We start from the raw sequence: 21,363 nt of genomic DNA, 5'->3' as shown, positions 1-21,363 counted from the left end.
AGGGCAGGCCGAATATGGAACGCCGGTCCCGTGCAGGCGTTCCCTCTCGGACGCACGCATACTGGAGGACGGCATGGCCGGAAGGAACGACCCCACGAAGGACGGCCGCGAGGTGACTGCCCGCGAGGCGGCGTTCCCTCACGACCACGATCCCGCCCGCGACGAGGCGCGGCCCCGCCCCGCGGAAGACGAGCGCGGCCGCGGACGTGCCGACCCGCTCGGTCATGGCGACGGCGCGAGCGAGCCGCAGGGCGCCGCCCGCCCGGAGGAGGCCGAGATGGCACGCGCCCGCGCCGCTACGGCCGCGGGGCGCATGCCGGGCACCACGCACGACCCGAACTCCGTCACGACGATGACGGACGCCGAGCCGCATCCCGACGGGAAGGACGACTACTACCCGCCCAAGAAGGGCGAGGACGAACGGCCTTAGGCCCTACTCGGCCGCATGGGGGGCGACGGACGGCGGCAGCACCGCCGCTTCGTCCCCTTCGGCGTCGAACCCGACCGGCATGTCCTTCCGCGTCCGAGCCCCGAGGCGGCGGAGCGTGTCGAACTGGTTCAGGACGTTGCCGTTGCCCCGAGAGAGGCGGTCGAGCGCGGTCGAATGCTCCGACTGGGCGCGGTCCAGATGGTCGCCGACCTTCTCGAACGCCTCAAGCACCCCCGCCATCTTGTCATGGAGGAGGCCCGCCCGGCGGGCGATGTCCTCAGCGTTGGATTCCCGCCGCTCGACCGCCCAGACATGCTGGATCGTCCTGAGCGCCATCATCAGCGTCGTCGGCGTCGCGATGCCGACCCGCTTGGCTATGGCGCGCGAGGTCAGGTCGTCCTGCACCTCCAGCGCGGCGGCCAGCGCCCCTTCGACCGGCATGAACATCAGAACGTAGTCGACCGCGCCCCGGACCATGCCGGAATAGTCGCGCCCGGCGAGCTCGTCGATATGCCTCTGCACCGCCTGGACATGCGCCCGCATCCGGCGCGTGCGCTCCTCCTCGTCGCCGGCGTTCACGGCCGCCTCGTAGGCGACCAGCGAGACCTTCGAATCGATCACGACGACCTTGTCGCCGGGCAGCCGCACCACGACGTCCGGGCGGCGGCGGCCCCCCTCGCCGTCGTCGACCGAGAACTGCGTCTCGAACTCCGCGCCCCGGCGCAGGCCGCTGTCCTCGAGCACCCGCTCGAGGATCATCTCGCCCCAGGCGCCCTGGCGCTGCTTCTCGCCCTTCAGGGCGTTCGTCAGCGCGACCGCCTCCTTCGAGACCTCCTCGGAGCGGCGGGAGAGACCTTCGATCTCGGCCTTCAGACGCTCGCGATCCTTCGCGGCGCCCTCGTGGGCGGTGCGAAGCTCGCGCTGGAAGTGGTCGACCTGCTCGCGCATGGGCTTCATCAACGCTTCGACCCGCTCGCGGTTGAGGGTGCCGAACCGCTCGCCCTGATCCTTCAGGGTCTGCTCGGCCAGCGCCTTGAAGCGGTCGGTCATGTCCTCGCGCATCCGTGTGAGGAGCTTCACCTCCTCGTCGTGCCGCTCGGCCCGCGCGGCGAGCTGGCGGCGCAGCCCCTCGTTCGTGACCTGCAGGCCCGCGACCTCCTCGCGCGCCTCGTCCAGCGTGGCCTGGATGGCGCGGCGCTGATCCTCGGCGCGGGCGTCCGCCTCGCGCCGTTCCTGCCGCAGGCCCTCCGCCTGGCGCTCGAGCCGTTCGGCGCCCTCGCGCAGGCGCGCGGCCTCGGAGGAGAGGCGGACGATCTCGGCGCCGTCCCGCTCCGCCCGGTCCGCCCCTTCCGCCAGCCGCCGCTCGGCCGAGGCCGCGCGGGGCGCGTGCCCCCGGGCCGAGAGCCAGAGGACGAGGAAGAGGAGCGCAAGCGCACCGCAGAGAATCGCGGCGGGAAGGAGTGGGTCGGTCATGGCGGGCGACTCCGGCGGTGTGCGTTCCCCGATCGTTCCCCCATAGCCCCCGCCGCCGTCAAGCGTCCGCGGATCGCGCGGGGTCGGATCAGCCGCCCAGCAGCCCCTCGCCCTGCTCGTCGATCATCTGCCGCGCCTTGCGGAGCGAGGCGTCGGCCGCCGCCTCGCGCGATTCCAGAAGGTCGGCGCGGATCATGTGATGGGTCCGGCCGTCCTTCTCGATCATCGCGCCGATCCGCCACTTGTCGCCCTCGGGCGCGGGCTCGGGGCGGATCGTGAAGCCTTCATGGGTCTCGGGCGGCACCTCGGACGCAGAGCCGCCGCCGCCGCCGAAGAGCTTCTTGAGGAAGGACATGGGCGACTCCAGGGATGGCGGAACGGGTTCCGCCCTATTGATCGAGGAAGCTGCGCAGCTTGCGCGACCGGCTAGGGTGCTTGAGCTTCCGCAGGGCCTTGGCCTCGATCTGGCGGATACGCTCGCGCGTGACGGAGAACTGCTGGCCCACCTCCTCGAGCGTGTGGTCCGTGTTCATGCCGATGCCGAAGCGCATCCGCAGCACCCGCTCCTCGCGCGGCGTCAGCGAGGACAGCACGCGCGTCGTCGTCTCCTTCAGGTTCTCCTGGATCGCGGAGTCGAGCGGCAGGACGGCGTTCTTGTCCTCGATGAAGTCGCCGAGCTGGCTGTCCTCCTCGTCCCCGATGGGCGTCTCGAGGCTGATCGGCTCCTTGGCGATCTTCATCACCTTGCGGACCTTCTCCAGCGGCATCTGCAGCTTGGCGGCCAGCTCCTCGGGCGTCGGCTCGCGGCCGATCTCGTGCAGCATCTGGCGCCCGGTCCGCACCAGCTTGTTGATCGTCTCGATCATGTGGACGGGGATGCGGATCGTGCGCGCCTGATCGGCGATGGACCGGGTAATGGCCTGACGGATCCACCAAGTCGCGTAGGTCGAGAACTTGTAGCCGCGGCGATACTCGAACTTGTCGACCGCCTTCATCAGGCCGATGTTGCCTTCCTGAATAAGATCAAGGAACTGCAGGCCGCGGTTCGTGTACTTCTTGGCGATCGAGATCACGAGGCGCAGGTTCGCCTCGACCATCTCCTTCTTCGCCTGCCGGGCCTCCTTCTCGCCCTTCTGGACCTGCTGGACGATGCGCCGGAACTCGGGGATGTCGACGCCGACATACTGACCCACCTGGGCCATGTCGCCGCGCAGCTCCTCGATCTTCGGGGTCGACCGCTCGAACAGCGAGGCCCAGCCGCGGCCGGACTTCTCGCGCATGCGATCCATCCAGCCGGGGTCCAGCTCGGCGCCCTTGTAGGCATCGACGAACTCGCGCCGATTGATGCGGGCTTGGTCGGCCAGCTTCACCATGGCGCTGTCGATGGACATGATCCGCCGGTTGATGCCGTAGAGCTGGTCGACCAGCGCCTCGATGCGGTTGTTGTGAAGGTGCAGCTCGTTGACGAGCGCCACGATGGTCGCGCGCAGCTCCTGGTACTTCGCCTCGTCCCCCTCGCCGAACGAGCCGTCCTCGTTCAGCTGGGCGCTGATCCGGCTGTCCTGCATCTCCGAGAGCTCGGCGTAGTCGTGCGCGATCACCTCCAACGTCTCGAGGACGCGGGGCTTGAGCTGCGCCTCCATCGCCGAGAGCGAGAGGTTCGCGACGTCGTCCTCGTCGTCCTCGTCGATCTCCTCGTCCTGGATCGGGTTGCCGTCGGCGTCGACCTCCTGCTTCCTCTCACCCGGCTGGCCGGCGGCTCCGGCGACGGGGGCGACGGGGGCGGCGGCCGCTTCCTCGCCCATCTGGTCGCCGAACGTCGTCTCGAGGTCGATGACGTCCCGCAGCAGGATGTCCTCGTTCAGAAGCTCGTCGCGCCAGATCGTGATGGCCTGGAACGTCAGGGGGGATTCGCAGAGGCCCGCGATCATCGTGTTGCGGCCGGCCTCGATGCGCTTGGCGATGGCGATCTCGCCCTCGCGCGACAGCAGCTCGACGCTGCCCATCTCGCGCAGGTACATCCGGACGGGGTCGTCCGTCCGGTCCAGCTTCTCGGAGGTGTTGCCCGCCACGGCGACGGCGCCGCCCTGCTGCTCCTTCGTAGCGATGGCGGTCGACTTCGCCGCCTCGACCTCCTCCTCGGATTCCTCGTCCTCGATGACGTTGATGCCCATCTCCGAGAGCATGGACATCACGTCCTCGATCTGCTCGGAGGACACCTGCTCGGGCGGAAGGACCGCGTTGAGCTGATCGTAGGTTATGTACCCTCGCTCGCGCGCCTCGCCGATCATCTTCTTCACGGCGGCCTGGCTCAAGTCGAGCGACATCGCCTCGCCTCGATCGGGGGCTTCGGTACCGTCCGTGTCCTTCGCCATCGCTCGCTCTCCTCCCTCGGCGGCTCGGCGCCCACCGGGCCCCGATAGTGATTCGCCGATGATTCGGGGTGATTCGCCCACCGAATCCTTATCCCGCCTGATCCCGGGGAACACCCCGAACGGCGGAACCGCAATCCCGCCGGTGCTTCATTCGCCTCCGTCCCGGGCGCCGCCGGGAAGAAGCCGCTCCAGTTCGGCCCACGCCTCCCGCTCGGTGCGCGAGAGAGGCACGCCGTTCGGCGCCGTCTCGTAGACCGTGTCGTCCTCCGCGGCCGCGCGCCGGGCCTCGTCATGGGCGCGGGCGGCGCGGCCCAGCCGCCAGTCCGTACCCTCGCCCGGCAGCCCCTCCAGCGCCTCGGCGGCCTCGGCCACCTCGGCAGCCAGCACGCGCGCGGCCTCGAGCTTGCCGATCTCCTCGCGCAAGGTCGCCAGGGCGAGCGCGGCGTCGCCCGGAGCACGTATGGCCGGGTGCTCGCGGAGGTGGGGACGGGCGCGCAACGCTTCAAGGGCGCCGCCCGGAATGCTCTCTGCGCAGAGGTCCGGGGAGGCGGCGTGCTGGAGGACCGCGGAGGCGAGGCGCGACCAGAGCGGGCCGAAATCGTGCGCCTCGATCCTGTCCTCCACGGCGTCGAGCAGCCCGGGGTGGAGGAGCAGCACCCCGAGGACCAGCCCCTCCCTGATCTCGACCTCGGCCTCGCCCCCGCGCGCGAGGGCGGAGGCCCGGCCCGGGCCGGGGATCACCGGCCGGGGCGCGTCGCGGAAGCCGCGCCCGAACCCCCGTCCGCCCCCCTGCCCACGCGGGGCGAAGCCGCCGCTTCGCGCCTTCGCCTCGCGCGAGCCGAACGCGGCGGTCCGGCGCTCCTGGATGGCGTCGGCGTAGTGGCGGCGCAGGCCGGGGTCGGGGATGCGCCGGATCGCCTCGCGCAGCGCCTTGTCGGCCGCGGCGCGTCGCTCGGGCGTGTCGAGCGGGCGCGCCGTCTCCCGCCGCCACAGCATCTCGACGAGGGGGATCGCCCCCTCCAGCGCCTCCTTCGCGGCCTCGGGGCCCTTCTCGCGGATCAGGTCGTCGGGGTCCTTGCCATCGGGCATGAGGGCGAAGCGCAGCGAGCGCCCGGCCTCCAGCAGCGGCAGGGCCAGGTCGACTATCCGCTCCGCCGCGCGCAGCCCCGCCCGATCCCCGTCGAGCGCGACGACGGGCTCGTCCGCGAGGCGCCAGAGCCGGCGGAGCTGGCCTTCGGTCACCGCCGTCCCCATCGGCGCGACCGTGGCGATGCCGGCCAGGTCGAGGGCGATGACGTCCATGTACCCCTCGGCCAACACCACCGGCCCGCCGTCCCGGGCGCGGTCGCGGGCGTTCGCCTCGTTCCAGAGGATCGCGCCCTTGTCGAAGAGGACCGTGTCGGGGCCGTTCAGGTACTTGGCCTTCGCCCCGTTCGACATGGCCCGCCCCGCGAGGGACACCGCCCGCCCCCGCGCGTCGCGGATGGGAAACACGATGCGGTCGCGGAACCGGTCATAGGCGTCGCCCGGCCCGTCCGGCTTCGCGGCGAGGCCCGCGGCGATCGCCTCGGCCTCGGAGATGCCCTTCTTGCCCAGCGCGTCGATCACGCCGCGCCGAGCGTCGGGCGCAAAGCCCAGGCCGAAGCGGCGGACGGCCTCCTCGCCCAGGCCGCGTCGCGCGAGGTAGCCGCGCGCATCCTTGGCCGCCGCGCCGTTCAGAAGTGTCGCGTAGTGCCTGAACGCCGCCTCCACCACGTCCGACAGGCCCCGCTTCGCCTCCTCGCGCCTGGCGGCGTCCGGATCGCGGGCAGGCATGGTCATCCCGGCCTCCGTGGCCAGGATCTCGACCGCCTCCATGAAGCCGACATTCTCGGTCTCGCGCACGAAGGAGATGGCATCGCCCTTCGCGTGACAGCCGAAGCAGTAGTAGTAACCTTGCCGGTCGAGGACGTGGAAGCTTGCAGTCCTCTCGCCGTGGAACGGGCACGGCGCCCACCAGTCGCCCTTGGCGCGGTTAGACTTGCGCTGGTCCCAGACAACCTTGCGCCCCACGACGTCCGCCAGCGACAGCCGGTTCCGCAGCTCGTCGAGAAATCCATCCGGAAGCGCCATGCCCCGGAATATCGGCCCCGCCGGCCGAGAGTCGAGGGCATGCGCCCGCATCTGCCGCTACAGGCGGATTGCCCCTTCGTCATATACCTGCCCCGTCTTGCGAGAAGCGCGCCCGCCCGGCGCGGGCCCGGCAAGGGTCGCCGCAGCGGCAGTCGTCAGCTGCAGGAGGAGATTGTGCGTCGCGCGATCTCCGCGCCGCCCGCGTTCCGCACGCTGACGGCGAGCGTACCCCCGCCCGCGAAGAAATCCAGAAGGCCGGCGTCGTCGCAAAGGCCCCGCGCGAACGTGCCGGCGATGGCGTCGCCGACCCGCGCCCCGGCCGAGGCGTCGACGGGGGCGTCCACCCGGATCGTCATCGCGACGTCGGAGCCATCCCTCGTCACGCCTGTGACCCGCGCGCCGCCGGCATCCTGGCCCACCTGCCCTCGCAGCTGCTCCTCCACGGCGAATGCACGGATCTCGGCGCCCGCGGCGCCGGTCTCGCCGCCATCGGCGGGGCCGGGCAGCGTCCGCGGGATGCCGCCGTCCGGCGCCTCCGCTGCGCATCCGGCCAGGAGGAGCGCGGCCGCTCCGCCAATGAAGATCGTGCTCCGCACCTTTCACCTCCCTCGTCGTGCCGCCGTCGCCATGGGTCTCGGTCCCCGGGGCGCGGCAAGCTCCTTCCGTCTTATATACGCCATCCCGGCATAGGGGCGGCATCCTTCGCCGGAACCCGCCGGCAGGCGTGAAGCCGCCCTCAGTCGGGGCGGCCGTGATCGCCGCGGGTGTCGGGATCCTCCAGCAGGTCGTCCGGCGCCTCCGCCGGCTCGGGGGTCTGCGCCTTGTGCTTCTTCGTGTCGACGTCGCGCAGGTATCCCGCCCCCGAGGCGGCATCCCCGGTCTTGGGCAGGCCGACATCCTCGGACGGGCGGTCGGCGTTCTTGATCTTCGGCTCGGTCATGGAACCCTCCTCGTGCGTCGAAGGGCCAACGGCCGACCACCGCGCGGCGTTCCACATTCCCCGGGCATGGCCGAACGCCGCGCGTTCACAGCCCCTTCGAGCGATAGGACCTCGCCACCCGCTCGATCGCGACGAGGAAGGCGGCCGTCCGCAGGTCGGGCACGTCGTCGCGCGCGTTCCAGACCTCCGAGATCGCCTGGTAGGCCTCGCGCATCGTGTCGTCGAGGCCCGAGCGGACCAGCTCCAGCTCGCCGGCGCCGCGCAGGTAGTCGCGCTTGAAGTTGTCCGAAAGCGTCCAGGGCACGCCGGAATGGGCCGAAAGCCGCTCGAGCTCGTCGACGAGGAGCTGGTGGCGCGATTCCTCTGCCCGGCGCTGCATCCGCCCGAACCGAATATGGGAGAGGTTCTTCACCCATTCGAAGTAGGACACGGTCACGCCGCCCGCGTTGGCGTACATGTCCGGGATGATGACGCAGCCCCGCTCGCGTAGTAGCTCGTCGGCGCCGGCGGTGACGGGACCGTTCGCCGCCTCGATGACGAGGGGCGCCATCACGCGGTCGGCGTTGCCGAGGTGGATCGTTCCCTCCATCGCGGCGGGGATCAGGATGTCGCAGTCCAGCTCGACCACGCGGGCGCCGTCGGGGTCGTACTCGGCGTCCGGAAGGCCCTTCACGCCGTCCGTTTCCCGCAGGTGGGCCGCCGCCTTCTCGACGTCGATCCCGCCTGGACCCGAGACCATCCCGTCCCGTTCGCCGATGCCGACGATCACGCAGCCGTCCTCCTCCTGGAGGAACTTCGCCGCGTGGTAGCCCACGTTGCCGAGGCCCTGCACCACGACGCGCTTGCCCCGCAGCCCGCCGGAGAGGCCGGTGCGGGCGACGTCCCTCTCGTGACGGAAGAACTCGCGCAGGGCGTACTGCACGCCGCGGCCCGTCGCCTCGACCCGGCCCTGGATGCCGCCGGCGTTCAAGGGCTTGCCGGTGACGCAGGCCCGGCCGTTGATGTCGGTCGTGTTCATCCGCTGGTACTGGTCGACGATCCAAGCCATCTCGCGCGCGCCGGTGCCCATGTCGGGGGCGGGCACGTTCTGCGCGGGGTTGATCAGGTCGCGCTTCACCAGCTCGTAGGCGAAGCGGCGGGTGATCTTCTCCAGCTCCTCCTCGGACCACTCGCGCGGGTCGATGCAAAGCCCCCCCTTCGAGCCGCCGAAGGGCGTCTCCACCAAGGCGCACTTGTAGGTCATCAGCGCGGCCAGCGCCTCGACCTCGTTCTGGTTGACGGACAGGGCGTAGCGGATGCCGCCCTTCACGGGCTCCATGTGCTCGGAATGGACGCTGCGGTAGCCGGTGAAGGTGTGGATCTCGCCCCGCAGACGCACGCCGAAGCGCACCGTGTAGGTCGAGTTGCAGATGCGGATCTTGTCGATCAACCCGGCGCTGAGCCCCGAGAGGGCGGCGGCCCTCTCGAACATCGTGTTCACGCTCTCCCGGAAGCCGGGCTCGGCGCCGCGCGCGCCGCCGTCATGGGCCATGGTCCGTCCTCTCCCGCAGCGGCCCGAGGCGGCCGCCCCGTGGACCTAGCGCGGACCGCGGCGCTTCGCATCCCCTTGCAAAAGCCTCCCGCGCGCCGTGCAAACAAACCGTTTCCGAGATCGAACCGTCACATTTTTGCCGCGATACGCTGCGCAGTGGTCTCTGGGGCGGTTCGCGCCCGACATGCTGATTGCGGGAGGCTGGCGATGCCGCGGATTTCGTTCGAGAAGACGGGCCGAGGGGCGCGGGCGTTCCTCCGGGGGGAGGATGGCGGCCTCACCTGGCTGGCCGTCGTGATCTTCATGCTCATCGTCATCGCCGGCGGCCTCGCGGTCGACGTCGCCAACAACGAGTACAAGCGCGCCCGGCTGCAGGGCACGCTGGACCGCGCGGTGCTGGCCGCAGCGGACTTGGACCAGACCGGCGACCAGGAGACGGTCGTCCGGAACTACATGGCGGTGGAAGGGCTGCAGGACCTGCCCCTCGACGTGGAGGTCTTCGACAACGGCCTCACGCGCCGGGTCTCGGCCTACTCCCGCGGGCCCGAGGACACCCTGCTGATCCGGATGCTAGGCTTCGATACCCTGCCCGTGGTCGGCGGTGCCGTCGCGGAGGAGAACACCTCCGACGTCGAGATCAGCCTGGTGCTCGACATCTCGACCTCCATGCGCACGAGCGGGCGCCTGGAGGCGATGCAGAACGCGGCGAAGCAGTTCGTGATCGACGTCCTGCCCGAAACGGACGACGAGGTGGGGGCGGGCGTCACGACCGTCTCGCTGGTGCCCTACTCCATGTCGGTGAACGTCGGCGAGGATCTGCTGCGGCGCTTCATGAACTCGTCGGACCCGTCCGGAACCCCGCTGATCCACGACCTGTCATTCTGCGCGGCCTTCGAGGACGAGGCATTCGACACCCTCGCGCTGAACCCGGCGCACATGCGCCAGGCGGACCACTTCATCCACAACGACAAGGGGCGGCACGAGTGGGCCCCCTATCGCCGCCCCGAGACGCTGCTGTGCCCCCGCGACGCCAGCATCGCGACAGGCGGCGTGGACGTCGGGCGCATGATCCCCTTCGCCACCCGCAGCGGCCCCCTCGTGGACGCCATCGACGCCCTCGAGCCTGTGGCGTCGACCGGGATCGACAACGGGATGCGCTGGGCGGTGAACCTGCTCGACCCTAGCGCGCGCCCGATCATCGCCGACCTGGTCGACGAGAACGCGATCGACGCCGATGCGGACGGCCGCCCTGTGGGCTACGCGCGCAACGACAACGTGAAGATCATCGTCTTCATGACCGACGGCGACCCGGACGGCCAGCGGAACCTCAACCCCGCCCTGCGCGGCGACGGCCTGTCCAACGTCTTCCAGCACACCGCCACCGGCAAGTACATGATCCTGCTGCGCGACTACCGGCAGGTGACGGGGCGCCCCGAGGACGACGACGACGGGCGCAGCACCGGCGGCGTGGACGACCGGGGCACCCAGCCCGACTATCCCCGCATGACCCATTTCCCGGGCGCCGACCCGGAGTACGAGACCTATGCGGAGCTCGAGGAGGACGACCTGGAGCAGCACGCCCTCTGGTACTGGGTGAACGACGACCAGGTCACGGAGCGGGAGCGGCGCAGCAACGTGGGGCGGTTCGAGCGCTATCCCTACACGAGCGAGGGGGATGACGACGAAGAGCGGAACGACTGGGACGAAATCGGCGGCGAGCTGCGGCGCCTGACCTACGCCGAGGTGTTCGACCGGTTCACGATCTACGACTTCACCAACACCCTCTACTGGCATCCCCGCCGCGAAGGCCATGTCAGCGACGACGACTGGCGCGTCATCAGCAACCCGCGCTCGGACACGAACGACCGGGCGGGGCACAACAGCCGGATGATGGATCTCTGCAACCTCGCGAGACAGCAGCGCACCGTGACGGACACCCGCCCGAACATCCTCATCTACACGATCGGGTTCGAGATGGACGGCATCACCACGCGCGATAATCGCCGCAAGAACGCCCGCGATCTCCTGCGCGACTGCGCCAGCGGACTGTCCTACTACTACGACACCGAGATCACGAGCGACAGCGAGACGGTCAGCCTGGCCCAGGCGTTCGAGGAGATATCCCTGCAGATCAACGCGCTGAGGCTCGTCCGATGATACGCGTCATTCGCCGCCTGGCTCGTGCGGCGAGGCGCGAGGACGGGTTCATGGCGATGGAGTTCGCGATCCTGATGCCCGCGATGCTCCTCTTCCTGTGCTTCGGCATCGAGGTCGGGACCTTGATGGCGCGCTCGGCGATGCTCGACCGCGCCGTCGACATCGCCTCGCGCGACCTGAGGCTCGGCACCGTCAGCCCGCTTTCCTACGACGAGTTCCGGGAAAGCATCTGCGACAAGGTCGCGATCATCGGCGATTGCCAGTCGAGCCTGATCGTCGAGGTCGTCGATTTCAGGGACGTCGACGCGGGGACCTGGCGCAGCACCTCGGTCTGCGCCGCCCGCGGAGGCGCCGACCTCGTGCCCGCGGATTCGGTGACCTACGCACCGGGGTTCCAGAACACGATCAAGCTGGTACGCGCCTGCATGCCGATCGACAGCTTCTTCCCCGGTGCGGGGCCCCTGGCCCTTCTGCCGAGGGACGCGAACGGCGACTTCCGCATCGTCTCGATCAACGCCTTCGTCCACGAGCCGGAGTTAAACCCATGACGCGTCGCATCCCCCACCGGATGGCCGCCGCATTCCGCCGCTTCTTCCGCGACGAGGACGGGGTCCTGTCGATCGAGGCCGCATTGACCTGGCCGCTTCTCTTCATGGGCTGCGCGTTGATGATGGTCCTCTGGGACGGCTTCAGCACGCGCACCAAGACCCTCAGGGCGAACTACGTGGTCGCGGACCTGGCTTCGCGGCAGACGGAACGGATTACCCAGGGCATGCTCGACGACTACAACACCCTCTTCCGGCTCGTCTCCGCCTCGCGCGGCGAGACGGCGATCAGGGTATCGCTCGTCACCGCCGAGCTCAGCGATCCCGACGATCCCGACAGCGAACTCCTCCACTCCCTTCGCTGGTCCGAGCAGTCGGGCGGCGTCTCGGGGGCACCGAGCTACGAGGCGATCGCAAGCGACGGGGGCGTCCCGCCGATGGTAGCGGGCGAGCACCTCCTGATCGTCGACGTGTTCCGCTCCTGGGTTCCGATCCGGTCCTTCGGCGAGCTGGCGCCCCAGCTGATGACCGAGAGGTCGGCCACCCGCCCCCGGTTCTCGACGACGATCGACTTCAGGTAGTCGGGCCCCGCGCCGCGACGGCCGCCGCCACCGCTTCAGACAGGGCCCGCGCCTCGGCCCCTGCGACGACGCCGCCCACCCCGACGCGCCGCCCCAGCCGCCACCAGAGGCCCGGCCGCCAGGCGACGGGGCCGACAGCGCGGTTCAGGCGCAGCACGAACCCCGCCGAGGGCTTGGCGGCAAACGGCCCCCTCTCCGAGCGACTGATGGCGGCGAGCGGGGCGAGGATCTCGCCCCCCTCCTCGCTCAGCGCTTCGCAGGTCAGCACGAGGCGGGTCCGCGTCGCGGCCCGCAGCCATCCGGCCATCCCCAGTGCCCCGAGGCCCAGCACGCCGAGCACGAGGCGCCCGCCCGCCGAGAGGTCCGGCGCCGCGGCGGCCATCCAGAGCACGAGCGCGCCCAGCCCCCCCAATATCCCGAGCGCGAGGAAGCGGCGCGCGGGCGAGGGGGCGGCGGTGAGGATCACGTCGTCGTCCATGCCCTCGCGCCTATCGCGCGCCGCCCCCCGGAGCCACCCGTAAGATCATGTCCGGCCCGTACGATCATGCCTGGAAGGGGTTGCGGGCGCCCGCCGGCGGGGATATCGCCCCGCCACGCCGACGATGCGGTCGTGGCGGAATTGGTAGACGCGCAGCGTTGAGGTCGCTGTGGGGTAACACCCGTGGAAGTTCGAGTCTTCTCGACCGCACCATGACACGCCGTCCCTTTCGGGGCGGCGTTTCGCGTTCATGGGCCCCAAGTCGCGAAGGCTCGCTTGCCGGACGCCGCGTCCCCGGATTTCACGGCAGCATCGCCAGCCAGCCCAGCGCCGTGAGGAGCGAGGCCGCCGTTCCCACCAGCACCGACGTCGCGGCCACCCGGCGCGCGCGGCCATAGAGGTCGGCGAAGATGTAGGCGTTGATCCCCGGCGCCATCGCCGCCGTCACCACCGCCGAACGCAGAGCGTCCGTGGAAAGCCCGAAGGACGTCCCGAGGCCGAAGGTCACCGCCGGATGCAGCACGAGCGAGAGGGCGCAGACGAAGGCGACCGTGGGCAGGCTGCCTTCCGGCCGGTAGCGCCAGAGGACGCCCCCCAGTCCGAACAGCGCGGCCGGAAGCGCCGTCCGCACGAGAAGGTCCAGCGCCTCGGCCAGCATGGCCGGCTGCGGCAGCGCCAGGAGGTTGAACGCGAGGCCGAGCGCGATCCCCAGGATCAGGGCGTTCGAGAACATCGACCGCAGGACCTTCGGCGGCAGCCCGGCCAGGCCGGCCCCTGCGGCGCGGGCGCGAGCGACCTCCATCGCCGTGATCCCGAGGCCGTAGCAGACCGGCGAGTGGATCGCGATGATCGCGTAGTTCCCCGCCAGCGCGTCCGGCCCGAAGGCCCTCTCGGTGATGGGCAGCCCGAGGAGGAGCGAATTCGAGAAGAGCGCGCCGAACCCGATGGCGATGCTGTCCTCCCACCCCCGTCCGAAGAGACGCCGCGCCCCGAGGACCCCCAGCGCGAAGGACAGGACGGCGCCGACGTAGAACGCGGCGAGAAGGCGGGGGTCGAACTCCGCCCCGAGGTCGAGGGTCGAGATCGCGCGAAAGAGCAGCGCAGGGATCGCGAACTTCTGGGTGAAGCGCATCAGCCCCTCGACCGTGGCGTCGGTCATCGCCCCCGTGCCGCGGGCGGCGTAGCCGAAGCCGATGACCAGGAAGACCGGCCCGGTGACGGCGATCAGGTCTTCCATCGGGGGGGGACGGGCAGCTCGATGGTCATGCCGTCATGGGCCGGCGCGACGTCTTCCGGCGTCTCGGCATCGACGGCGGCATGGTCGAGGTCCACGTGCATGTTCGTCAGCACGGCGCGTCGGGGCCGGGCCCTCCCTATCCAATCCAGCGCGAGGTCGAGGTTGGCGTGCGTGGGGTGCGGCCGGCGGCGCAGCGCGTCGACGACGAGGACGTCGAGCCCCTTCAGATGCGGCCAGCTATCATCGGGGATGGCCACGGCGTCGGGCACGTAGGCCAGACCGCCGATCCTGAGGCCGAGGCAGGGCGTCGCGCCGTGATCGACCGCGAACGGCACCACCCCGATCGGGCCGCCCGGGCCGTCCACCTCGACCGGACCGGAGAGGTCGCGCAGGTCGCAGATCGGCGGGTAGGGCGAGCCTTCGGGCGCGGCGAAGGCATAGCCGAACCGCGCGAGCAGCGCGGCGCGCGTCGGTTCGTCCGCCCAGCAGGGGATGCGCGTCCCGGTGCGGAAGTAGATCATCCGAAGGTCGTCTATGCCGTGGACGTGGTCGGCATGGGCATGGGTCCAGACCACCCCGTCGAGGCGCCCGGTCCGCGTCCCGAGGAGCTGCTCGCGCAGGTCGGGCGAGGTGTCCACGAGGACGATCGTGGTGCCCCCCCGCCCCACCCGCTCGACGAGGAGCGAGCAGCGGCGGCGCCGGTTCTTCGGGTTCGAGGGATCGCATTCGCCCCATTCGTCGGGCAGGCGCGGCACGCCCCCCGAGGAGCCGCAGCCGAGGATGGTGAAGCGCAGGGTCAAGCGGCCTCCGGCGGCCGGTCCGCGACCGTCTTCCAGAACAGGCGCTCGAAGTTCGCCTCCGTCGCTGCGGCGAAGGCGTCGTAGTCGATCCCGAACACGTCCGCGCCGACCCGGGCGGTGTGGGCGACGAAGGCCGGCTCGTTCCGCTTGCCGCGATGGGGGGGCGGGGCGAGGTAGGGCGCGTCGGTCTCGACGAGGATCCGGTCCAGCGGGGCGGCGGCGAAGACGTCCCGTAGCTCCGCCGAGCGGGGGAAGGCGGCGATCCCGGACATGGAGAGGTAGAAGCCCAGGTCCAGCGCCGCCTTCGCCAGCGCCCCGCCGGAGGAGAAGCAGTGCATCACGCAGGAGAAGGGCCCGGCCCGGTGCTCCTCCTGGAGGATGCGCGCCATGTCCTCGTCCGCGTCGCGGGCGTGGATGATCAACGGCAGCTTCGTCCGGCGCGCGGCCTCGACATGGACGCGCAGCGACTCCTGCTGGGCGGCGGCGCTGTCGGCGGTGTAGTGGTAGTCGAGGCCCGTCTCGCCAATCCCGACCATCTTCGGATGCTCGGCGAGGGCCGCGAGGGTTCCGGGCGTCGGGACGCCTTCCTCCGCGACGGACATGGGGTGCGTCCCGGCGGCCCAGAAGACGGAAGCGTGGGCCTCGGCGATCGCGCGCACCCCTGGCGCGGCAGGCAGGCGCGTGCAGATGGTCACCATCCTGTGGACCCCGGCCTCGGCGGCGCGTGCGACGAGGGCCTCGCGCTCGCCGTCGAAGGCGTCGAAGTCGAGGTGGCAGTGGCTGTCGGTGATCGCGGGCGGCATGGCGACCGGCTACGGCGCGGGCCGGTGCCGCGCAAGCGGGGATGGAGGAAGCCGGCGCGATCGGGGTCCGCGCCGGCCGCCCGCAGCTAGCCTGCCGCCGCGTCGATGGAAAGAAGCGCCTCGAGGATCAGCCCCGCCGGGTCGAGGTTCACCGCCCGGCCATGGCGCAGGCGCGGGACCAGCTCGGCGTGGAGGTCGGCCCAGCGGCGGGGGCGGCCCGCGTGGCGGGCGAAGGCCGCGGCTTCGCCGGGGGCGGCCTCGGGGGCGGCCTCGCCGGTCGCGGCCTGCCGTGCGAGGCGGGCGAGCATCCTGTCGATGAGGTCGATCCCGACGTCGAGCCGCCCGGCGTTTCTGGGCCCGGCGCAGGATTCGGCCAGCTTGATCGCCGCGGGCCGCGGCATCCCCGGCGCCTTCCCGACGAGCCCCACGAGATCGGCGTAGAAGGCAGGCCCCCCTTCGGCGACGAGGCGGATCGCCTCGCCCACGCTGCCGCCCGACAGCTCGCCCAGGGCAGGATCGGCCTCGGCCCCCGCGAGGGCCATCGCCTCGGACGTCTCGCCGGGGGCGAGGGGCGCGAGGCGCAGGACCCGGCAGCGCGAGCGGATCGTCGGCAGGAGGCGCGAGGGCGCGTGCGCGACGAGGAAGATCACCGTGCGGGCGGGCGGCTCCTCCAGGGTCTTCAGAAGGGCGTTCTGTGCCTGGACGTTCATCTCGTCCGCCGCGTCGACGATCAGCGCGCGCCAGCCGCCGTCGGGCGCGGAGAGGCCCAGGAAGGGCGCGGCCGCGCGCACCTCGTCCACCCTGATCTGCTGCGCGAGGGCGCTGCCGGTGGCGTTCGTGCCCCGGCGGATCACGTGGATCCCCCCTTCGCCGCCCGCGCGGGCCCGGCGCAGCGCGGGGTGGTCCTCCGGCACGTCGCCCTCGGGCATCCCGGCGCGCAGCCAGGCGGCGAGGCGGTGCGCCAGCGTCGCCTTCCCGATGCCGCGCGGGCCGGTCAGCAGCCAGGCGTGGTGCAGCCGGCCCGACCGGGCCGCGGCCCGGAACTGCGCCTCGGCGGCCCCGTGGCCGACCACGCGGGGCGCCTCGCGCGGATGGGGCGCGCCGGGCAGGCGGTCGGATTCGGGCGGGCCCTCGACCTCCGGCACCTGAACGGCCCGCACCATCAGAGCGCCGCCAGGACGCGGGCGTGGACGGCCTCCGGCGTGCCGGAGCCGTCGATCACGCGGATGCGGTCCGGGAACGCCTTCGCGATGGCGAAGAAGTTCGCGCGAAGCCTTTGCTGGAAGGGCAGGCCCAGGCTTTCGAAGCGCATCTCGGCCGCCTCCCGTCCCGCGCGGCTGCGGAGCTGCGAGAGGAGGACCTCCTCCTCCTGCGATCGCGGATCGCCCTGCGGGTCGAGGCGGCTCGCCTCCTCTGCCCTGGCGGCGCGCAGATAGCTGCGCTTCAGCCCCTCCTCGGGGGGAAGGTCGACGATGAAGGTCCGATCCGGCTCGAGCCCGATCATGGCCCGGTGGAGGGTGTCGACCAACCCGGCATGGCCGGTGCCCTCGCCCCCCTGATATGCCCGGGTCGAATCGGCGAAGCGGTCGGTGATGACCGTACGTCCTTGCTGCAGCGCTGGAATTATCCTCCGCTCCAGGTGGTCGCGCCGGGCGGCGGTGAAGAGGCATATCTCCGTCTCCGGCGACCAGCGGCCGGGATCGCCCGTCAAAACGAGGGCGCGTATCTCCTCCGCGCCGGTCGACCCGCCGGGCTCGCGGGTCAGGACGACCCCCTCGCCCCGGCCGCGCATGGCGTCCGCGAGCATGCGGGCCTGGGTCGACTTGCCGGAGCCGTCGATGCCCTCGAACGAGATGAAGCGCGCCGTCATGCCTGCCGCCTAGCCGAGCCGCCCGGCGGGGTGAAGCGCCCTACCCGCCGGCGCCCTCGACCTCCGGCGCCGCCACGGCATCGCCTTCCGGCCCGTCCACGAGGCCGGTGCGCGCGATCAGGTCGCCGGCGAGGAGGCGCGCGGCGAGGGTCATGCGCGCCATCGGCCCACCCGCGGCGACGTCGGCCTCGGCATAGACGGGGACGCGATGCTCGGGCAGCTCGTCGCGGGTGATGACCAGTTCGCCCACGGGGTCGCCGGCGGCGATCGGCGCGGCGAGGGGGCCGTCATAGACGATCTCGGCGGCGATCTCGTCCTGCGCGAGGGCGGAGACGAGGAGGGTCACGTCCTCGCCCACGACGAGCCCCACGGACGGGACGTCGCCCAGCGAGACCTCGGCCTCGGCGAGCCGGGTCCCGGCGTCCACGAGGTCGCGCTCGACGAACTGGCGGAAGGCCCAGTTGACCAGCCGCTCGCTCTCGTCGGCGCGGGCCTGGCCGCTGTCGAGCCCCGTGATGACGAACACGATCCGGCGATCGCCCTGCGCCGCCGACCCGACGAGGCCGTAGCCCGCTTCCTGCGTGTGGCCGGTCTTCAGCCCGTCCGCACCGATGTCCAGGTAGAGCAAGGGGTTGCGGTTGTTGTGGTTGGAGGGGACGCGCCCGTCATAGGCGAAGGTCGTCTCGCCGAGATAGGGATAGTAGTCGGGGAACTCGGTGATCAGCGCCTCGGCGAGGATGCCGAGGTCGCGCAGGCTCATCCGGTGGTCGGGGTGCGGCCAGCCCGAGGCGTTCACGAAGGTCGAGTTGGTCATCCCGAGGTCGCGCGCGACGTCCGTCATCTGGCGCGCGAACGCCTCCTCCGTGCCGGCGAGGCCCTCGGCGATCACCACCGTCGCGTCGTTGCCCGACTGGACGGAGACGCCGCGGATCAGCTCCTCGACGGTGGGGCGGTCCCGCTCGGTCAGGAACATGGACGAGCCGCCCATCGCCGCCGCGCGGGCCGAGACCCCGAACGTGTCGTCGAGCTGCACCCGCCCGTCGCGCAGCGCGTCGAACAGCATGTAGAGGGTCATCAGCTTCGACATGGACGCCGGCGGCAGCGGCGTGTCCGCGTCGAGGTCCATCAGCACGGTGTCCGTGGTGATGTCGCGCACGTAGGCGGCGCGCGCCTCGGTGTCGAAGGCGGCCGAAGCGAGGGGCGTCAGCGCGATCGCGGCGGCGAGCAGGGTTCGCAGCATGGCGGGATCTCCGGTCAGTTGCGGACGGCGTAGGCGTCCCGATAGCCCAGGCGCCGGGCCTCCGCGAGGAGGCGGTCGAGGTCTTGCGAGGAGGAGGCGGGTCCGATGACGACCCGGAAGAAGGTGCGCGCGCCCTGCGCCTCCTCGCGGACCGCCGCGGGAAGGCCCTCGCCCCCCAGCGCCGCCTCGGCGCGGCGGGCGTTGGCCGCGTCGCCGAAGATGGCCACCTGCACGAAGGGCCGCGTCGGGACCACGGCGTCCGGCGCGGGGGCGGCGATGACGTCCGACGCCGGCGGCACGGCGGCGGCCGGCGCCTCGATGCCGGCCAGGGCGATCTCGCGCAGCTCGTCCTCGGAGGGATTCTCGAGGTCGGGCCCGGCCAGCGGCGTGGCCTCGATGGGGGTCACGGCGTCGAGGCCGCCCGCCGCGGGGGCGGGAACAGTCACGGGCACGTCCTCCGAGCGCAGGGCGGTCACCTCGAGCGTGGCGGGGACGGAGCCCATCAGCCCCAGCGCCTCGGCCGCCTCGGAGGAGATCTGGAGGCGCGGGCCGGGACCGAGCCGCTCGCGCCGGAAGAGGGCGCCGACCACGAAGCGGCCCGAGCCGGTATCGCGGATGATGACGCGCTCGGGCTCCTGCACCTCGGGATGGGCGACCCAGATCCCCCCGAGAGACGGGCGGCCGTCCCATATCGCCGGCTCGGTGACCTGGAACACCTCCGGGGCCTCGACGTCGCGCTGCTCGATCACGGTGGTCGCGGGCGCCTCGGCCCTCTCCCCCTGCAGGAGCGCGGAGGGCTTGAACCCCTCCTCCCCGCAGCCTGCCAGAAGTCCCGCCAGGGCGAGCGCGCCCCAGATGCGACGCGTCTTGTCCATGAAGCTGCCCCTCCGCCCGGATTGTTGCCGGACCCTGCCCATCGTTTGGGCGGATTCTAGCCGCTCGTGCCGGGCGGGGGAAGCCGCGCCGCCCTTCGTCGGCGGCATGCCGCGTCCGGCAGGTCGCGCCTTCCCCTTCGCCTGGCGGCGCGGTAACCGCCCGAGGGAGAGGAAGCGTGGCCGAGCGGTCGAAGGCAGCGGTCTTGAAAACCGCCGGGCGGGCAACCGTCCCGTGGGTTCGAATCCCACCGCTTCCGCCATCGCCCCGGCCGGGGCGGCCCGCGACGGGCGGGAAAGGGGCGGAACCCCGGTGCCGGGTCCGGCGTGGTGACGGGAGCGACGCGAGAGGACCGGACGCCATGACCGACACGCTGATCGACCGCGACTGGGCCGTGATGATGGCCCGCTACAACGCCTGGCAGAACGAGGCGCAGATGCGCGCGGCGGACGCCCTCCCCCCGCGGGAGCGGGAGCGGGACCGCGGCGCCTTCTTCGGCTCGATCCACGGGACGATGTCGCATCTGCTCTGGGCGGACCTGCTCTGGCTGTCGAGGCTGACGGGGACGCCGGCGCCGGAGGCGGGGCTGGCCGAATCGCCGCGCCAGGAGGCGGACTGGGGCCGCCTGCAGTCCCGCCGGGGCGAGACGGACGCGGCGCTCGCCGGGTGGGCCGCCGGGCTGACGGACGAGTTCCTGCGCGGCGAGGTGCGCTGGCGCTCGGCCTCGGCCGGGGGCGAGGTGGCCCTCCCCGCGGGCCGGGTGGTCACCCACGTGTTCGTCCACCAGGTCCACCACCGCGGCCAGATCCATGCCATGCTGACCGCCGCCGGGGCGCGCCCGGAGGCGACCGACCTCTTCCTGATGCCCGAAGGAGCCGCGTGATGTTCGACGCCCTCATGATCGAGAAAGAAGGCGCCGCGCCGGCGATCCGCGAGCTCTCGGAGGCCGATCTGCCCGAGGTGGCAGAAGGCGGCGTGACCGTGCGGGTCTGCCATTCCACGGTGAACTACAAGGACGGGCTCTGCCTGATGCCGGGCGGCGGGGGGCTGGTGCGCCACTATCCCCACGTGCCGGGGATCGACTTCGGCGGCGTCGTGGAAACCTCTGACCATGAACGGTATTCGCCGGGCGACGAGGTCGTGCTGACCGGATGGCGCGTGGGCGAGGCGCATTGGGGCGGCTATGCCGGGATGGCCCGGGTGAAGGGCGAATGGCTGGTGCCCCTGCCCGAAGGATTGAACCTGCGGCAGGCGATGGCCGTCGGCACGGCTGGCCTGACCGCGATGCTGGCCATCCAGGCGCTGGAGGATCAGGGCCTGCCGCCGGGCGAGGTCCTCGTCACGGGGGCGTCGGGGGGCGTCGGCTCGGTCGCGACGGCGATCCTGGGGGCGATGGGGCGCGAGGTGGCGGCGGTGACCGGCCGGCCCGAGCAGGAAGGCTATCTGAGGGACCTCGGCGCCACCCGGATCGTGCCCCGCGCCGAGCTGGCCGAGACGGTGGGGCGCCCCCTCGAGTCGGAGGTCTGGTCGGGATGCATCGACGCGGTCGGCGGCGCGATGCTGGCGCGGGTCCTGGGGCAGATGCGACATGGCTGCTCGGTCGCGGCGGTGGGCCTCGCGGGGGGGCCGCATCTTCCCGCGACGGTGATACCCTTCCTCCTGCGGGGGGTGAACCTCCTGGGGATCGACAGCGTGACGAAGCCTTACGAAGACCGGGTGCGGGCCTGGGGCCGCATCGCAGAGTTGCTGCCGATGAAGAAGCTGGAGGCGATGGTCGTGCCCGCCACGCTGGAGGACGTGCCCCGGCTGGGGGCCGAGATCCTGGGGGGGAAGGTGCGCGGACGGGTGGTGGTGGATCTTTAACCTTCCCGGATTCTTTTCGCGTCGCGAGGTCTTTGACGGTACCTTCGGGCATCGT

At 71.7% G+C, this 21,363-nt stretch carries 21 protein-coding genes and 2 tRNA genes; 8 read left to right on the top strand and 15 right to left on the bottom strand.

The window, feature by feature from the left end; genetic code table 11:
* Nucleotides 1–73 precede the first annotated feature (73 nt).
* Nucleotides 74–430 carry a hypothetical protein gene (locus BCF33_RS01580; RefSeq protein ID WP_106159192.1) on the top strand — a complete coding sequence of 119 codons (357 nt, stop codon included), beginning with the start codon at nt 74–76 and terminating at the stop codon, nt 428–430.
* Nucleotides 431–433: 3 nt separating this feature from the next.
* Here the strand turns inward: BCF33_RS01580 and BCF33_RS01575 are convergent, their stop codons facing one another.
* The 7 genes from BCF33_RS01575 to BCF33_RS01545 form a co-directional block, all read right to left on the bottom strand.
* Nucleotides 434–1,903: a DNA recombination protein RmuC gene (locus tag BCF33_RS01575; RefSeq protein ID WP_106159191.1), complete on the bottom strand. Its 1,470-nt coding sequence runs from the start codon at nt 1,901–1,903 to the stop codon at nt 434–436.
* 88 nt (nt 1,904–1,991) lie between these two features.
* Complete coding sequence (locus tag BCF33_RS01570) at nt 1,992–2,258, bottom strand: HlyU family transcriptional regulator (protein ID WP_106159190.1); 267 nt, start codon at nt 2,256–2,258, stop codon at nt 1,992–1,994.
* Nucleotides 2,259–2,292: 34 nt separating this feature from the next.
* Nucleotides 2,293–4,278 carry an RNA polymerase sigma factor RpoD gene (gene rpoD / locus BCF33_RS01565; RefSeq protein ID WP_106159189.1) on the bottom strand — a complete coding sequence of 662 codons (1,986 nt, stop codon included), beginning with the start codon at nt 4,276–4,278 and terminating at the stop codon, nt 2,293–2,295.
* 147 nt (nt 4,279–4,425) lie between these two features.
* Complete coding sequence (gene dnaG / locus BCF33_RS01560; RefSeq protein WP_106160147.1) at nt 4,426–6,390, bottom strand: DNA primase; 1,965 nt, start codon at nt 6,388–6,390, stop codon at nt 4,426–4,428.
* Nucleotides 6,391–6,545: 155 nt separating this feature from the next.
* Entirely contained in the window at nt 6,546–6,986 is a 441-nt protein-coding gene (locus BCF33_RS01555; RefSeq protein ID WP_106159188.1) for a hypothetical protein, read from the bottom strand.
* A 140-nt stretch (nt 6,987–7,126) separates the two neighbouring features.
* Nucleotides 7,127–7,330 (bottom strand): hypothetical protein, encoded by a 204-nt coding sequence (locus BCF33_RS01550; protein WP_106159187.1) that lies wholly within the window; start codon nt 7,328–7,330, stop codon nt 7,127–7,129.
* Between the two features lie 85 nt (nt 7,331–7,415).
* The gene (locus BCF33_RS01545) at nt 7,416–8,861 is read right to left on the bottom strand and encodes a Glu/Leu/Phe/Val family dehydrogenase (protein WP_106160146.1); all 1,446 of its coding nucleotides are present in this window, start codon (nt 8,859–8,861) and stop codon (nt 7,416–7,418) included.
* Between the two features lie 207 nt (nt 8,862–9,068).
* Between BCF33_RS01545 and BCF33_RS01540 the strand changes: the two genes are divergently transcribed.
* Genes BCF33_RS01540 through BCF33_RS01530 form a run of 3 tightly spaced genes read left to right on the top strand, consistent with a single transcriptional unit; the run spans nt 9,069 to nt 12,144 of the window.
* The gene (locus BCF33_RS01540) at nt 9,069–11,018 is read left to right on the top strand and encodes a Tad domain-containing protein (protein ID WP_158259329.1); all 1,950 of its coding nucleotides are present in this window, start codon (nt 9,069–9,071) and stop codon (nt 11,016–11,018) included.
* A complete protein-coding gene (locus BCF33_RS01535) occupies nt 11,015–11,566 on the top strand; it encodes a TadE/TadG family type IV pilus assembly protein (RefSeq protein WP_146132763.1) in 552 nt (183 codons plus the stop codon). The genes BCF33_RS01540 and BCF33_RS01535 overlap by 4 nt, the downstream gene beginning before the upstream one ends.
* Nucleotides 11,563–12,144, top strand: a complete 582-nt coding sequence (locus BCF33_RS01530; RefSeq protein WP_106159184.1) for a TadE/TadG family type IV pilus assembly protein — start codon at nt 11,563–11,565, stop codon at nt 12,142–12,144. The genes BCF33_RS01535 and BCF33_RS01530 overlap by 4 nt, the downstream gene beginning before the upstream one ends.
* Here the strand turns inward: BCF33_RS01530 and BCF33_RS01525 are convergent.
* Entirely contained in the window at nt 12,137–12,622 is a 486-nt protein-coding gene (locus tag BCF33_RS01525; protein WP_106159183.1) for a hypothetical protein, read from the bottom strand. The genes BCF33_RS01530 and BCF33_RS01525 overlap by 8 nt on opposite strands.
* Before the next feature lie 126 nt (nt 12,623–12,748).
* Between BCF33_RS01525 and BCF33_RS01520 the strand changes: the two genes are divergently transcribed.
* Nucleotides 12,749–12,835 (top strand) — tRNA-Leu (locus BCF33_RS01520).
* 88 nt (nt 12,836–12,923) lie between these two features.
* On the opposite strand, the gene BCF33_RS01515 is transcribed toward BCF33_RS01520, so the two are convergent.
* The 7 genes from BCF33_RS01515 to BCF33_RS01485 all read right to left on the bottom strand — a co-directional run bounded on the left by BCF33_RS01515 (nt 12,924) and on the right by BCF33_RS01485 (nt 19,447).
* Nucleotides 12,924–13,859, bottom strand: coding sequence for an AEC family transporter (locus BCF33_RS01515; RefSeq protein ID WP_106159182.1), 936 nt, complete (start codon nt 13,857–13,859; stop codon nt 12,924–12,926).
* Nucleotides 13,847–14,659 (bottom strand): MBL fold metallo-hydrolase, encoded by an 813-nt coding sequence (locus BCF33_RS01510; protein ID WP_106159181.1) that lies wholly within the window; start codon nt 14,657–14,659, stop codon nt 13,847–13,849. The genes BCF33_RS01515 and BCF33_RS01510 overlap by 13 nt, the downstream gene beginning before the upstream one ends.
* Nucleotides 14,656–15,462, bottom strand: coding sequence for a TatD family hydrolase (locus BCF33_RS01505; RefSeq protein ID WP_106159180.1), 807 nt, complete (start codon nt 15,460–15,462; stop codon nt 14,656–14,658). Before BCF33_RS01505 ends, BCF33_RS01510 begins: the two co-directional genes overlap by 4 nt.
* Before the next feature lie 86 nt (nt 15,463–15,548).
* Nucleotides 15,549–16,625, bottom strand: a complete 1,077-nt coding sequence (locus tag BCF33_RS01500) for a DNA polymerase III subunit delta' (RefSeq protein ID WP_106159179.1) — start codon at nt 16,623–16,625, stop codon at nt 15,549–15,551.
* Nucleotides 16,625–17,332 carry a dTMP kinase gene (tmk, locus tag BCF33_RS01495; protein WP_106159178.1) on the bottom strand — a complete coding sequence of 236 codons (708 nt, stop codon included), beginning with the start codon at nt 17,330–17,332 and terminating at the stop codon, nt 16,625–16,627. Before tmk ends, BCF33_RS01500 begins: the two co-directional genes overlap by 1 nt.
* A 40-nt stretch (nt 17,333–17,372) precedes the next feature.
* Nucleotides 17,373–18,572: a D-alanyl-D-alanine carboxypeptidase family protein gene (locus BCF33_RS01490; protein ID WP_106159177.1), complete on the bottom strand. Its 1,200-nt coding sequence runs from the start codon at nt 18,570–18,572 to the stop codon at nt 17,373–17,375.
* A gap of 14 nt (nt 18,573–18,586) precedes the next feature.
* Nucleotides 18,587–19,447 (bottom strand): SPOR domain-containing protein, encoded by an 861-nt coding sequence (locus tag BCF33_RS01485; protein WP_106159176.1) that lies wholly within the window; start codon nt 19,445–19,447, stop codon nt 18,587–18,589.
* Nucleotides 19,448–19,617: 170 nt separating this feature from the next.
* Here BCF33_RS01485 and BCF33_RS01480 point away from each other — a divergent pair.
* The 3 genes from BCF33_RS01480 to BCF33_RS01470 all read left to right on the top strand — a co-directional run bounded on the left by BCF33_RS01480 (nt 19,618) and on the right by BCF33_RS01470 (nt 21,308).
* A tRNA-Ser gene (locus BCF33_RS01480) sits at nt 19,618–19,707 on the top strand.
* A gap of 99 nt (nt 19,708–19,806) precedes the next feature.
* Complete coding sequence (locus BCF33_RS01475; protein ID WP_106159175.1) at nt 19,807–20,328, top strand: DinB family protein; 522 nt, start codon at nt 19,807–19,809, stop codon at nt 20,326–20,328.
* Nucleotides 20,328–21,308, top strand: coding sequence for an MDR family oxidoreductase (locus tag BCF33_RS01470; RefSeq protein ID WP_106159174.1), 981 nt, complete (start codon nt 20,328–20,330; stop codon nt 21,306–21,308). The genes BCF33_RS01475 and BCF33_RS01470 overlap by 1 nt, the downstream gene beginning before the upstream one ends.
* The last annotated feature ends 55 nt before the right edge of the window (nt 21,309–21,363 follow it).

This window comes from Hasllibacter halocynthiae, from assembly GCF_003003095.1.
Classification (GTDB): Bacteria; Pseudomonadota; Alphaproteobacteria; order Rhodobacterales; family Rhodobacteraceae; genus Hasllibacter; species Hasllibacter halocynthiae.
Note: the sequence above shows the minus strand (reverse complement) of the source record. Positions and strands in the feature narration are given on the sequence as shown.

Bases quoted from the DNA above. Each gene is read 5' to 3' on its own strand.
- BCF33_RS01580 (WP_106159192.1), top strand. From the start codon at position 74: ATGGCCGGAAGGAACGACCCCACGAAGGACGGCCGCGAGGTGACTGCC.
- BCF33_RS01575 (WP_106159191.1), bottom strand. From the start codon at position 1,903: ATGACCGACCCACTCCTTCCCGCCGCGATTCTCTGCGGTGCGCTTGCG.
- BCF33_RS01570 (WP_106159190.1), bottom strand. From the start codon at position 2,258: ATGTCCTTCCTCAAGAAGCTCTTCGGCGGCGGCGGCGGCTCTGCGTCC.
- rpoD (WP_106159189.1), bottom strand. From the start codon at position 4,278: ATGGCGAAGGACACGGACGGTACCGAAGCCCCCGATCGAGGCGAGGCG.
- dnaG (WP_106160147.1), bottom strand. From the start codon at position 6,390: ATGGCGCTTCCGGATGGATTTCTCGACGAGCTGCGGAACCGGCTGTCG.
- BCF33_RS01550 (WP_106159187.1), bottom strand. From the start codon at position 7,330: ATGACCGAGCCGAAGATCAAGAACGCCGACCGCCCGTCCGAGGATGTC.
- BCF33_RS01545 (WP_106160146.1), bottom strand. From the start codon at position 8,861: ATGGCCCATGACGGCGGCGCGCGCGGCGCCGAGCCCGGCTTCCGGGAG.
- BCF33_RS01540 (WP_158259329.1), top strand. From the start codon at position 9,069: ATGCCGCGGATTTCGTTCGAGAAGACGGGCCGAGGGGCGCGGGCGTTC.
- BCF33_RS01535 (WP_146132763.1), top strand. From the start codon at position 11,015: ATGATACGCGTCATTCGCCGCCTGGCTCGTGCGGCGAGGCGCGAGGAC.
- BCF33_RS01530 (WP_106159184.1), top strand. From the start codon at position 11,563: ATGACGCGTCGCATCCCCCACCGGATGGCCGCCGCATTCCGCCGCTTC.
- BCF33_RS01525 (WP_106159183.1), bottom strand. From the start codon at position 12,622: ATGGACGACGACGTGATCCTCACCGCCGCCCCCTCGCCCGCGCGCCGC.
- BCF33_RS01515 (WP_106159182.1), bottom strand. From the start codon at position 13,859: ATGGAAGACCTGATCGCCGTCACCGGGCCGGTCTTCCTGGTCATCGGC.
- BCF33_RS01505 (WP_106159180.1), bottom strand. From the start codon at position 15,462: ATGCCGCCCGCGATCACCGACAGCCACTGCCACCTCGACTTCGACGCC.
- BCF33_RS01500 (WP_106159179.1), bottom strand. From the start codon at position 16,625: ATGGTGCGGGCCGTTCAGGTGCCGGAGGTCGAGGGCCCGCCCGAATCC.
- tmk (WP_106159178.1), bottom strand. From the start codon at position 17,332: ATGACGGCGCGCTTCATCTCGTTCGAGGGCATCGACGGCTCCGGCAAG.
- BCF33_RS01490 (WP_106159177.1), bottom strand. From the start codon at position 18,572: ATGCTGCGAACCCTGCTCGCCGCCGCGATCGCGCTGACGCCCCTCGCT.
- BCF33_RS01485 (WP_106159176.1), bottom strand. From the start codon at position 19,447: ATGGACAAGACGCGTCGCATCTGGGGCGCGCTCGCCCTGGCGGGACTT.
- BCF33_RS01475 (WP_106159175.1), top strand. From the start codon at position 19,807: ATGACCGACACGCTGATCGACCGCGACTGGGCCGTGATGATGGCCCGC.
- BCF33_RS01470 (WP_106159174.1), top strand. From the start codon at position 20,328: ATGTTCGACGCCCTCATGATCGAGAAAGAAGGCGCCGCGCCGGCGATC.